The 13158-nt window shown below is 41.4% G+C and carries 7 protein-coding genes and 1 tRNA gene; 7 read left to right on the top strand and 1 reads right to left on the bottom strand.

Going from position 1 to position 13158, the window contains the following annotated elements; all coding sequences use genetic code 11:
* Window positions 1-59 precede the first annotated feature (59 nt).
* Both EAG18_RS20605 and EAG18_RS20600 read left to right on the top strand, forming a co-directional pair.
* Window positions 60-136 (top strand) — tRNA-Met (locus EAG18_RS20605).
* 380 nt (window positions 137-516) lie between these two features.
* The gene (locus EAG18_RS20600) at window positions 517-2109 is read left to right on the top strand and encodes a methyl-accepting chemotaxis protein (protein WP_275557357.1); all 1593 of its coding nucleotides are present in this window, start codon (window positions 517-519) and stop codon (window positions 2107-2109) included.
* Window positions 2110-2449: 340 nt separating this feature from the next.
* On the opposite strand, the gene EAG18_RS20595 is transcribed toward EAG18_RS20600, so the two are convergent.
* Window positions 2450-2704 carry a hypothetical protein gene (locus tag EAG18_RS20595; RefSeq protein ID WP_125254235.1) on the bottom strand — a complete coding sequence of 85 codons (255 nt, stop codon included), beginning with the start codon at window positions 2702-2704 and terminating at the stop codon, window positions 2450-2452.
* A gap of 659 nt (window positions 2705-3363) precedes the next feature.
* On the opposite strand from EAG18_RS20595, the gene hsdR reads away from it, so the two are divergent.
* The 5 genes from hsdR to EAG18_RS20570 all read left to right on the top strand — a co-directional run bounded on the left by hsdR (window position 3364) and on the right by EAG18_RS20570 (window position 13158).
* The gene (gene hsdR, locus EAG18_RS20590) at window positions 3364-6879 is read left to right on the top strand and encodes a type I restriction-modification system endonuclease (protein WP_275557356.1); all 3516 of its coding nucleotides are present in this window, start codon (window positions 3364-3366) and stop codon (window positions 6877-6879) included.
* Window positions 6880-7149: 270 nt separating this feature from the next.
* On the top strand, window positions 7150-8253 hold the full coding sequence (locus tag EAG18_RS20585; protein ID WP_125254233.1) for a Fic family protein: 1104 nt from the start codon (window positions 7150-7152) through the stop codon (window positions 8251-8253).
* Window positions 8254-8308: 55 nt separating this feature from the next.
* On the top strand, window positions 8309-9901 hold the full coding sequence (locus tag EAG18_RS20580) for an N-6 DNA methylase (protein WP_125254232.1): 1593 nt from the start codon (window positions 8309-8311) through the stop codon (window positions 9899-9901).
* Window positions 9901-11442: a restriction endonuclease subunit S gene (locus EAG18_RS20575; protein ID WP_275557355.1), complete on the top strand. Its 1542-nt coding sequence runs from the start codon at window positions 9901-9903 to the stop codon at window positions 11440-11442. Before EAG18_RS20580 ends, EAG18_RS20575 begins: the two co-directional genes overlap by 1 nt.
* Before the next feature lie 9 nt (window positions 11443-11451).
* Window positions 11452-13158: an AAA family ATPase gene (locus tag EAG18_RS20570; protein WP_125254231.1), complete on the top strand. Its 1707-nt coding sequence runs from the start codon at window positions 11452-11454 to the stop codon at window positions 13156-13158.

Genomic DNA, 13158 nt, shown 5'->3' with positions numbered 1-13158 from the left:
ACCTGAAAGAGCCGAAGGTCGTCGGTACCCGACGATAATAAGTTCTAAAAATATACAGGCGCGGGATGGAGCAGCCTGGTAGCTCGTCGGGCTCATAACCCGAAGGTCGTCGGTTCAAATCCGGCTCCCGCAACCAATACTTTAGAATCTAATCGTTCAAGATTATGTTCTAAACATATTCAGTTCATATTCAATAAAACCTCCAACTTACTCTCAATCAAATACAAGATATCCTCTGTAATTCTGCTTGGTTATTTTTTGAGAAATTGATACTCATGGACATCATCCTGTCTTATACCAATTACCTTAATCATCCGAAGCTCAAGTTATTTAGTTGTTCTAAATAAGAAATCTTTAACGCAGTTAGCATCAGATTTACTCCTTCAAATTGAGCAAGTACTAAGGTTAATTTGGTATTAGTAATACTTCTCTTATCTTGCCACTAGAAAATGAATTATTTGTCTATAAATCTCCATATAGTCTAGGCTTTAACTATCTGTTTTTGTAAGGCTGTTGATGATGAATTTACATAGTATTAGAGTTAAAAGCTCATTGCCTACCGTGATGCTGGCGATCCTGCTGCTATTTGTATTTTTTGGTCTAACAACGCTATTGAGTAAGGTGCAATCTGCACTTGAAGTACAAACTGAAAACTACTTGCGTGCTGTGTCTGTCATACTCAATGCTGACCGTGACTTCTACCAAGCTCAAGAGGCATATTTGATGTTACTCGCAGGGGAAGACAGACGAGATGACTTTGAAGAAAACGCACAACAAGTAAAACAACGCTATCAAAAGTATATTCAATTTATGCAGCTTCACCGTAGCGAATTAAACGCATTTTCGACGTTTGATACAAAATTTCAAAACTGGTACCGAGTGACATCTTCGAGTATCACAGCGCCCGAAGACAACGCATTGCGGCTAGAGTCTGCGAAATTATTCAGTGCAGTTAGAGGGTTACTTGATGAGGCCGGAGAGTTTGCTGATGCAAAGTCTGCTACTAGTCGAGCACAAGTTATTTCCGAGGTGACACAACTCAAGTGGAGCTTGGGTGTGGGGGCATTCCTATTACTCTCCATTGCATGTTGGATAGCCTACTGGATCCCAAAGCAGTTAGCCAACCAAATTAATTTTGTTTCAGACAGAATCGCCGAGATAGCTTCTGGTGATGGTGATTTGACAGGTAGGATAGAGACCAAAGGTAACGATGAATTTGCAAAGCTGTCTCGCAACTTCAATCATTTTCTTGCAAGTTTACAAGCCATGGTGACCGCTGTAGTCACAGACGGGAGTGAATTATCCAAGCTATCATCAAAACTAAGTAAATATGCGACTCAAAGCCACGATTTAGTTGATTCACTTGGTAATGCTTCGCACGCTATATTAGGTGCCATTCACCAGCTAAGTCATACTAGTGAAGAGGTTTCACACGTAGCTGAAAACTCTCTCAAAGAAGCTGAATCCTCACACCGCTATGCTGCACAAGGTAAAACAGTTCTAACCGACTCAAAGCAAAAAATAATGCAGCTTGCAGATAATATGCAGGCTGCATTAGCAAGCTCTATGGCGTTACAAAAAAATTCAGAAAATATTACTCAAGTGCTTGATGTTATTCGAGGAATTGCCGAGCAAACTAATTTATTGGCACTCAACGCAGCTATTGAAGCGGCGAGGGCTGGCGAGCAAGGTCGTGGCTTTGCAGTTGTTGCTGATGAGGTAAGGTCACTAGCCACTCGAACACAAGACAGTACTAATGACATTCAAAAGATGTTAGAAGCATTTTCACATAGTGTTGAAGATTCACAGAAGACGATTGAAGATGGTAAAGAGTATGTGGATGTTGCTGTGGAAAGCTTTGCTAAGGCGACAGAGTTATTAGAGTTAATAGCGCAAAGTGCGGTAAAAGTAACGGAACTATCAGAGCAAACGGCTCATGCAACACAGCAACAAAACTGCGTATCGACTGAAATTAGCAGCAATCTAACGGACTTAAATGACAAGACATTGGATGGCGAACGACTATCTGGAGAAACGCACCAAATTTCCGATGATGTATTGCGAGTAACTTGTAAATTAGTGGAAGAGTTATCTCAATTTAAAGTTTAAAGTTAGTTTATAAGGTGTGCTAAGTAGCACACCTTATAAAACTCGCTATGGTCGGCAGTTTTATTCTGCGACGGTACGGAATATATTGTTAGGTCAGGATAAGTAATCTAGCTGGTGTTCCTCTCGTTAATTGTTAAACAAAGCAGGCACTAAGCTGAACTTAACCACAGGCGCCAGCATTTCATTAACCGGTATTAGGAATGCTAATTGGCTTACGTTCACTTTTGTGTGCCTGCTAATAATTTACTTACTAGCAAGTGGGGTAATTCAAACACATAAACCACAAACAAAAAAAGAAGGTATTGTTTGTACCTTCTTATTCGTGTCGGAGTTGATATGGTTATCGCAATATTGTGTCGCGTGGGTCACTTGTAAGCTTGCCAATAATTTGTTTACTGTTAATTGAAAAAGTGATGTCGACAACATCCTCGCCCGTTTGCTCTGCTTCAAACTCTATTAGTTCTATAATCCAATTGGTGTACTTTTGGGCTGACTCTTCTGTAAATCCAAGTGATACTAATTCCTCGCTGCTTACAGCACCTGTAGCGACCAATAATCCCCATAGAGCCTTGTGTATTCTTTTATATTTTTTCATATGTCCACCTTTAACTGTTTTTCAAAACTATAAGGTCAGATGAAAATTAAAACTGGTGAAAGCAGCAGTTCTTCTAATGCGTTTTAACTTAGTTCGCTTAGAAAAATATATGTTCACCGCATTGAAGAAGTATTTAACAACCTTTAGATTCAACACTCACATTGAACCCGGTTTGTTGCTAAAAATTAGAGTGCGGATGTAACTAATTTATAGCTACCAAAGTGCAACCGCCGAACCGGTATTTGATGCCATAGTAAAACTATGCGATGAATTGCTTTAACTCTGCATATTATTCCTCGCAGGAAAACGATCATCCTGCAATAGCCGCCAATTTCATAGGGATAAGAGTTTCTGCAAGGTATTGCAGGAAAAGAGCTAAATAGAGAGTGTTTTAACATCAGATCATGAGGTCATGACGTTAGCTTAAATGACAGTAGTTCTGCGAGTCATTGTAGAACTATAAACAAGCAAGCTGTAAGCAATCTTCTGACCAGAATGATAGTTCAAATTTCACTTTAAATAGAATTCTGCAAGGTATTGCAGAGAAACGGTTATATCGTCTTGCCAAGACTGCTACTAACCCTCTGTGAAAGTTGAACAAATTCCGTTATTCTAGGTAACAATAAGACAAAAAATAACGGCTCGAAGGAACGATATCAGTGGCGAGTAATTTCAGTTTTTTAGAAAGTCATGACCCTATTTTTTATCAATTAGCGCATAACGCAGAAGCCGTTTTTGCGACAGATCCAAATACTACATTGATAAAATTGCGACAGTTTGGCGAAGCAATTGCACAGGAAATTGCGACTGGCGCAGGGGTTTTTTTTGATGAACAGACTAGCCAAAAAGATTTACTCTTTAGAATCCATCGTGACTTAAATTTGGATCCGCTTATTAAAAATGTCTTTCACCACCTTCGTATTGAAGGCAATAAAGCAACTCATCGGTTTAAGACAAAACATAAAGAAGCCATGGACGGGTTACGTGTTGCTCGCCAACTGGCAATTTGGTTTCATAAGTCGTCAGATAAATGCCCAGCCAATTTTAAGCCTGGTCCATTTGTGCCACCAGAAGACCCAAGTGAACACCATAGAGCACTGCAAAAACAAATTTTACAGCTTCAGTCTGAACTGACAAATACTCACCAACAGCTTGAGTCAAACCAGCAGCTCACTCAGCTCTTACAGCAAGAAAAAGAAGAGTACGCCGTATTAGCTGAGCAAATGGACAAAGAGGCTCGCCAATATAAATCATTGTTCGAGTCACAAGATAAAGAGTTAGAAAAGCAGCGTACTGAATTCAACGAAAAATTAGCAACGACGCAAAAACAAGAGCAGCAGCAAAGCGACGAAGAAAAACAAGCAACCAAACAAAAGCAAAAAATTTATGCCAAGCAGCTTAGAGAAGCCACTAAGGTGCTATACCTCAATGAAGAGGTTACTCGTATTGTTATCGATCAGCACTTAATTGAAGCAGGTTGGGAGACAGATACTGAAAACTTAAATTTTAAAAAGAACAAAACCATGCCTGAAAAAGGCAAAAACATGGCGATTGCTGAGTGGCCAACGGAGTATGAAGGTAAAAAAGGCTATGCCGATTATGTTCTGTTTAAAGGGTTAACACCGATAGCAGTGGTAGAAGCGAAAAAAGAAAACACCAATGTCGCCGGTAAAATAGGTCAAGCTGAACGCTATTCCAAAGGATTTAAAAATACGCCTCCTATAATACCAGCTTGGGAGCTTGAGGGCAGAACCATTGCATGGCCAGAGGGAGAACAAGGCCACTATCATGTGCCATTTGTGTATTCATCTAACGGTCGTCCGTTTGTAAAACAGCTAGCGGAACAATCAGGGATTTGGTTCCGCGATGTGCGTGACCACAGTAACATTGCAAGGTCGTTAGCTAATTTTCACAGCCCAACAGGCCTTGAAGATAAATTAACGCGTAGTAAACAAGCTGCAGAGCAAACACTCAAGAACGAAGGTTTCGGCTACCTTAAGCTGCGCGACTATCAAGAAAAGGCAATTAAAGGCGTTGAAACAGCGTTAGCGCAAGATGCCCAGCAATGTTTGTTAGCCATGGCAACAGGCACAGGTAAAACCCGAACGATTATTGGCTTGATGTATCGATTTTTAAAAGCTGAGCGCTTTAAACGGATATTGTTTTTAGTCGACAGAACTTCTCTTGGGACTCAGGCACTAGATAGCTTTAATGAAGCGCCACTGGAAGAAAGTAAACCGCTATCTAAAATTTATAACATTGCTGAACTTGGCGATATGGCGGCTGAAGCAGAAACACGCATACAAGTGGCAACCGTTCAGGCAATGGTTAAACGCTTGTTTATGTCAGACTCGCCAATTCCTGTTGATGAATTCGATTGTATTATTGTTGATGAAGCGCACCGGGGTTATACGCTTGATCAAGAAATGACTGAAGGTGAACTTGAAACAAGAGATGCTTCACAGTACCTGTCTAGCTATCGTCGAGTACTCGACTATTTCGATGCAGTGCGTATTGGTTTAACAGCTACGCCAGCGAAACATACAACTGAAATATTTGGCAAACCCGTATACACCTACTCATATCGTGAAGCCGTTGCTGAAGACTGGTTAATTGACCATGAACCGCCCATTCGATACCAAACTAAGCTATCAAAAGCGGGTATTAAATTTGAGAAGGGTGAAAAAGTCAGTGCCATCAACACAGGAACAGGTGAAGTAGAGTCGGCCGAACTGGAAGATGAAGTTAACTTTGCGGTAGAAGCATTTAATAAGCGCGTGATTAACGAAAACTTTAATCGTGTGATCTGCGAAGAGTTGGTTAAAGAACTTGACCCATTTGGTGAAGAGAAAACCATGATCTTTTGCGCAACCGATATGCACGCTGACATGGTTAAACGCTTACTCGACGAATCCTTCAAAGAGATTTATAACGGCGATTACAATCAAGCTGCAGTATTAAAAATTACAGGTCAAACCGACAAAGTTGAAAAGGCCATTAGCCGTTTTAAAAACGAAGACTATCCGAATATTGCTATTACCGTCGATTTACTAACAACAGGTATCGATGTACCAAAAATTTGTAATTTGGTGTTTATGCGTCGAGTGCGTTCGCGCATTTTGTATGAGCAAATGATAGGGCGCGCAACACGTCGTTGTGATGACATTGGTAAAACGGTTTTCCGCATTTACGATCCAGTGGATATATACGCTGCACTTGAAGATGTTTCTACCATGAAGCCTTTAGTGAAAAACCCAAACATCACCATAGAACAGCTAGTGGATGAGCTTACCGATGAGAAGCGTTTAGAAAAAGCCCTCGATACAAAAGGTGAGGCAGCAGATACATCTCACGCAGATGACTTACTTGACCAGCTTAGCCAAAAGGTCATGCGTATATTGCGTAAGGCAAAGAAAAAAGCAGAGTCTCGGCAAGACATCAAAGAGAAGCTTGAAGAGCTTACTCAGCTCTGGGGAACCGAAACGGATAAACTTCCGCAGCACCTGCGTGAACTAGGTCCTAAGCAAGCAGTAAAGTTTATTAAAGATAGCGGTGGCTTATTACCTCAACTTACTGCGGTCAATCAACTACTAGGCTCAGAGCGTTACCCGCTTATCTCAACACATGAGGATAAATTAGAGGTGCGCGAGCAAAGCTATGGTAAATATAATCGCCCAGAAGATTACCTTGGTAGCTTTGAAAGTTTTATTAAACATCAAATTAATGAGTCAGTAGCGCTTTCCACAGTGGTTAACAAACCAAAAGACTTAACCCGTGAACAACTGAAAGAAGTGCGCCTAATGCTCGATGCCGCAGGCTTTGGTGAAAAAACATTAGAGACCGCATGGAAGAATAAAACCAATCAAGATATTGCGGCTTCTATCGTGGGGTATATTCGCCAAGCAGCTATTGGTGAAGCCTTAATGCCATTTTCTGAGCGTGTGCAACTGGCTATGCAGAAAATGTATCAACTGCACAACTGGGCACCTGCACAACGTAAATGGCTTGACCGACTCGCTAAACAGCTTACCCATGAAGTGGTTGTTGATAAGAATTTTATTAATCAGCGCTTCGCAACACATGGTGGTATTAAAACGCTTAATAGGGTTTTGAATGATCAGCTTGACGATGTATTAAATGAAATAAACGACGCATTATGGCCTGAGCAGGCGTAAAACAGCCTTGAGCAGACATAAGGCCAGCAAGGCGGTTATGGCAACTGCGCATATTTAGGCATATGTATCTTTTTTGGCTTTTTCTATACACAACTTAACTACGTGTCGAAATATTTAGATTATATCGACACAACTTATTTATATGTCGATAGTATCGACATAAGTTTATTACATGTCGAAATATCGAGCTTTTTTCGACATAAGGTGTTTACATGTTGATGCAATCGACATAAGCTAATCGTTATGTTGATATTTTAAGGTTTTTTAAACATGACATGGCAAGCTGAGCAGCCGTTTAATACCATGCCACCATTACCGCCGCCGGGCGATACCTTGGAAAGTATTGAAATACTTAAGGCATGTATACCAGCTAGAGCTGCGTTAGCAGAACTAAAGCAAGCAGGGGAGCTACTGCCAAACCAAGGCCTTCTGATCAACCTTATTCCATTACTTGAAGCAAAAGACAGTTCTGAAATAGAAAACATCGTCACCACAACCGATAAACTATTTCAGTATGCGCAAGAAGACAGTAGTGCCGATAATGCCACCAAAGAAGCACTAAGATATCGTACTGCTTTGTATGAAGGCTTTATGCAGCTTTCAAAAAGGCCACTAAACACCAATACTGCGGTAGAAGTGTGTGGCACCATCAAGTCGGTTGAGATGGAAATACGCAAAGTGCCAGGCACTGTGCTAAGTAATCAGGCAACAGGTGAAATCATCTATACGCCACCAGTCGGTGAGCAAGTATTACGAGATCTACTCTCAAATTGGGAGCAATTCCTTCACGCAGAAGATGATATTGATCCACTCATTAAAATGGCAGTATCCCACTATCAGTTTGAAGCAATTCATCCATTCACTGACGGTAATGGCCGTACAGGAAGGGTACTTAACATTTTATATCTGATAGAGCGGGATTTATTAACGCTGCCTATTTTGTACCTCAGTCGCTATATCGTACAAAACAAGCAAGATTATTATCGACTGCTCCTGTCGGTAACCCGTGATGGCGATTGGCAGCCATGGATCATCTATATGCTTAATGCAGTAGAACAAACCGCCAAATGGACAACCAATAAAATAGCTGCAGTGCGAGAGCTTATTGAACACACAACCGCATTTGTAAAAGAACAGCTACCCAAAATTTATAGTCATGAGTTAGTACAAGTGATTTTTGAGCAGCCTTACTGCCGCATTAACAACTTAGTGGAAAGCGACATAGCAAAACGACAAACAGCCTCTGTTTACTTAAAGCAACTCTGCGATATTGGTGTACTAACCGAAGTCACAGCAGGTAAAGAAAAGCTATTTGTTCACCCTAAGCTTATTACGCTCATGACAACAGACAATAATAATTTCTTGCCTTACTAATTAGCGATACTTGCAGAAAGCCAAGTATAAAAGCAAGGCACATAAAGGACTCAAAATGACCAATAACGACATCGTACAAAAACTATGGAATCTATGTGACGTATTACGTGACGACGGCATTAACTATTCAGACTATGTTACCGAGCTGGTATTGCTGCTGTTTGTTAAAATGGTGCACGAAAATAACGAAGCCGGTATTTTAAACCGTCACCCATTGCCAGAAGGTTGCCGTTGGCAAGATTTAAGCGGTAAAGACGGACTGGTATTACTTAACGACTACAAAGCTATCTTACTCGCACTTTCAACCGGTAAACGTACCGAAGCAGACCCTGAAAATCCAGGTCAAACCATGGAAGTGACTATTCATGAAGATCCACTTATTCAAGCAATTTATGCCGATGCACAAACCCGCTTACGTGAGCCACGTCATTTAAAACAGCTCATTGAAGCCATTGATAAAATCGACTGGTTCAGCGCAGCAAAAGACGGCTTAGGCGACTTATACGAAGGACTACTTGAGAAAAACGCGAACGAGACTAAATCGGGCGCAGGGCAATACTTCACACCGCGTGCGCTTATCGACTCTATGGTGCGATGTATTAAGCCGCAAGCGGGGGAGGTCATTCAAGACCCGGCAGCAGGTACAGCAGGTTTCTTGATTGCTGCTGATAACTACATCAAAGAACAAACCGATGACTTGTTTGATTTAAACGAGCAACAGCAGAAATTTCAAAAAACTAAAGCTTATATGGGGGTAGAGCTAGTACCCAACACCCGCCGTTTAGCACTAATGAACTGTTTACTGCACAATATCGAAGGCGACGACGAAGGCGCGGTGCATTTGGGTAATGCTTTAGGTCAAGTGGGTTCAAGTTTAGCTAAAGCTGATGTCATATTAGCAAACCCACCATTTGGTACGTCAAAAGGTGGTGAAGCCTCAATTACCCGTGACGATTTAACCTATCGCACAAGTAACAAACAATTAGCGTTCCTACAGCATATTTACCGTAACTTAAAACCGGGTGGCCGTGCCGCGGTGGTATTACCCGATAACGTATTGTTTGAAGCAGGTGTGGGTACCGATATCCGCCGTGACTTAATGGATAAGTGTAACCTGCATACCATTTTACGTTTGCCAACAGGCATCTTCTACGCACAAGGTGTTAAAACCAATGTGCTGTTTTTTACTAAAGGCGCAGCAGACGATAAAACGCAAAAAGAAGGCTGTACCAAAAACGTTTGGGTCTATGACTTAAGAACCAATATGCCTTCATTTGGTAAGCGTACTCCCTTTGGTGAAAGCCACCTTAAACCATTTGAAGCTATGTATGGAGAAGATGCTAATGGCACTTCACCGCGTACAGAAGGTGAGTACAGTTTTGATGCCCGCCAAGTTGAAGTAGACAACGCAGAAGAAAATAAGGGGGTAGACGATGAGTTAGCCCATAGTCGCTGGCGTTGTTTTACTCGTGAATGGATAGCTGATACCAAAAGTGACTCGCTCGATATCAGTTGGTTAAAAGACAAAGACAGTGTCGATGCCGCCGATCTACCTGCACCAGAAGTGTTAGCGCAAGAAGCCAAAGATGGATTGACCAGTGCGCTGACAGAGTTGGATGAGTTGTTGGCTGAGTTGGCTGAGGTCTAATGATGGATAATACCTTGATACCAACTGAATGGGTTATTTGCAAAATATCAGAAATTGCTACTGTTAATCCAAAGAAAATAGAAGCAGAGTCTGACGTTACATCTGGTTTTGTTCCTATGTCACATGCCCCAACTGATTATGCCGGACGACTGCAATTTGACGAGAAACCATGGGGTGAAATTAAGAAATCGTATACGAATTTCCAAAATGGAGATGTAATATTTGCAAAAGTTACTCCATGCTTTGAAAATGGAAAAGCTGCTGTTGTAGAGGATTTACCTAACGGTATCGGAGCTGGTAGTTCGGAGTTTTATGTATTGCGAGCAGATGCACCTTATGTTTCTGAGAAATTAATCTATGCACTAATTAAAACGCATGGATTCGCTACCGAAGGTGCTCAAAACATGATTGGAGCCGTAGGTCTTCGCCGAGTACCCAGAAAATTTGTTGAGGACTACGCGTTTCCACTCGCTCCTCTCGCCGAGCAGAAAGTCATTGCTGAAAAGCTGGACAAGTTATTAGCGAAAGTCGACAGCATCAAAGCGCGCCTCGACGCCGTTCCCGACACCCTAAAACGCTTCCGCCAATCCGTCCTCGCCGCCGCCGTCAGCGGTAAATTGACGGAAGAATGGCGTTCAAAAAGAGCTTTCGAGGAACTGACAGTTTCAATCAGCGATGTCCGTGAGAAACGCAAACAGGCTTGGATTGATGAACAAGTAAAATCTGCTGTACGGAAGGGCGCATCATACAAAATAGAGCAAATTGCAAAAAAATATAAAGAGCCTACAGAACAAACTTTGGACGAGTTTGACCTTACCCTAATTAAACATATTCCTGAGGAATGGGTGAGTACCAATTTGGATAGTGTTTCCATTGCTGTAACAGGTAAAACGCCCAAGACCACAGAAGAGTCTTACTGGAATGGTGATATTCCTTTCATAAGCCCTTCTCAAATAACTAATGAAGGATGCTTAACTTTACCAGAGCGACATGTAACACAAGAAGGAACAAGTAAAACGACAATATTACCTTCTGGGTCAATAATGATTGTATGTATTGGAACAATTGGTAAAGTTGGTCTAGTTGATAAGGAAGTGGCTTTCAATCAACAGATTAATGCGTTGATACCGACTCAAGTAGTATTACCTGAGTTTTTGTTTTTTTGGTCAAAAACTCTTCATTCATGGTTGAATAAAACTTCAAGTGCAGTTGTGAATGCTGCGATTATAAATAAATCGAGACTTTGTACTGCTCCTTGCCCTCTACCTAGTATTGCTGAGCAAACTGAAATCGTCCGCCGTGTCGAAAAGCTCTTTGCTTACGCCGATAAAGTCGAAGCCGAAGTTAACGCCGCCCAAGCGCGTGTGAACAAACTGACCCAATCGATCCTCGCTAAAGCGTTCCGTGGCGAACTCACCGCCAAATGGCGCGAGCAAAACCCTGAACTCATCAGCGGTGGCAACTCAGCAGAAGCCTTGCTAGAAAAGATCAAAAACGAGCGAGAAAAGCTAAAGCCTACAAAGAAGAGAAAAGCGAAATAAGGAAGTTGTATGAAGTTAATTAGCGTGGAGCTGACAGGAAGCTATAAGGGGTTACACGATAGCGTTTTCGACTTCTCTGAATCCAATAGTTTTTTGCTCGCATTTATAGGATTAAATGGTTGTGGTAAGTCGCAACTTTTGGAGCTTATTGCCGAATCATTTGCATTTATAGAGCGCTGTCAACGTCGCGAGTTTAGAATTCGAAAACCATTAGGTTTTGATGTGGCTATAGTATATCAATTGAGCCGTCCGACTAATCACAGTGCTGGCTCAGCAAACATGGTCGCTGGAAGTCGTATGGCAGTTGCTGGAGGAATCCATAATCCAAAGTTTAAAGTTAACATCAAAACTGATGGTGACGTTAAATGTTATATTGATACAAATGAGACTTGGCAAAATATAGGTATTGGAGAACTGACCCTTCCTGATTATATCGTTGGTTATTCGTCAGGTCTGAATGAGAATTTGCAGCGAGCATTTTTAAAAAATGCAGTTCAATACTTTGATGTCATGAATACGAAGCTGAAATGGCGAAAAGAACTATCTGGTGAGCTGAATGATACTCAAATGGTTGAGGTGAATGAAAAATATTTAACCCGATATCCGCACATATTTGATGCTCCAACAGGTGAGGCTCTTGAACAAGATGGCCTTATGTCGCTTCGAGAAAGACCAGTTAGTCTTAGTCAGCTTGTATATTTGGATTATGACAGTGCAGGATTAGTTGTTGCTTCATTAGCAATGTTAGATCGTACTTTCCGACAAGATGTGTTTGATCAACTGAGATTCAAACATCCTTCTCGGTTGGTTATTGAGTATGATTTACGGGGAGATCTTGGGGAAGAGGAGTCTATTCGCGATATTAAAGTATTGATAAGGGTTGCGGGCAGAGATAACTTTGAAGGAATTGGTAAGCAAACAACAGATACTCAGTTCGATCTTTATGAACTGGACTACCTTCATGGAAAAATTACATTTGATTTTAATGATGTTGAAACCTTGTCACGCCTCAGAGAAGAGAACTACAGCGACCCTGTAATTTTCTTTGCTCGTTTATATAAGTTACAACAACTTGGAGCCAAAAACTGGCGTGGTGTAGACAGGGCTGCGTTAAGAAGAGACGACTTCCTTGGAACCGTTAAGAAGCCATTAAAAAGCAAATTGCCACTCACTATCCGGTTGATGGAATTGGCTGATGACGAAGGCGAGTTTGCTAACTATGATGACTTATCAGATGGTGAGGCACAATTACTCCAAACACTAGCGTGTTTAAAGGTATTTAGCCAAGATCCAAGTAATCAGAGGCAGGCGCTTTTTCTTTTTGATGAACCCGAAACTCACTATAACCCTGCTTGGCGAACGTACTTCCACAAACACATAAAACAGTGTTTAGGGGGAGACATCAGCAGAACTAAACTTCTAATGACATCTCATTCACCTTTTATGGTTTCATCCTTAAAACAGGAAAATGTTTATTTCTTTGAGCGTGATGAGCAATTTAAAGTTCATATGAAACCGTCGCGTGAGCAAACTTATGGCGCCTCTTTTGATGTACTAATTAAGCAGTTCTTTGGTTTACGTTCATTAATTTCACAAACAGTAGTAGATGAGATTCGAAGGCAATTGGAGCAAGGAGATGCTCAAGCGCTTGAATGGATTCGAGAGAATTTGGGAAGCTCTCCCGAAAAGGCCTATTTACTCAGGAAGCTTGGATAA

Origin of the sequence: Pseudoalteromonas sp. J010 (genome assembly GCF_003934235.1) — a bacterium.
Taxonomy (GTDB): Bacteria; Pseudomonadota; Gammaproteobacteria; order Enterobacterales; family Alteromonadaceae; genus Pseudoalteromonas; species Pseudoalteromonas peptidolytica.
This window is presented reverse-complemented; position numbering and strand designations above follow the sequence as displayed.

Excerpts from the sequence above, each read along its gene's own strand:
- EAG18_RS20600 (WP_275557357.1), top strand. The coding sequence starts at position 517 with ATGATGAATTTACATAGTATTAGAGTTAAAAGCTCATTGCCTACCGTG.
- EAG18_RS20595 (WP_125254235.1), bottom strand. The coding sequence starts at position 2,704 with ATGAAAAAATATAAAAGAATACACAAGGCTCTATGGGGATTATTGGTC.
- EAG18_RS20585 (WP_125254233.1), top strand. The coding sequence starts at position 7,150 with ATGACATGGCAAGCTGAGCAGCCGTTTAATACCATGCCACCATTACCG.
- EAG18_RS20580 (WP_125254232.1), top strand. The coding sequence starts at position 8,309 with ATGACCAATAACGACATCGTACAAAAACTATGGAATCTATGTGACGTA.
- EAG18_RS20575 (WP_275557355.1), top strand. The coding sequence starts at position 9,901 with ATGATGGATAATACCTTGATACCAACTGAATGGGTTATTTGCAAAATA.
- EAG18_RS20570 (WP_125254231.1), top strand. The coding sequence starts at position 11,452 with ATGAAGTTAATTAGCGTGGAGCTGACAGGAAGCTATAAGGGGTTACAC.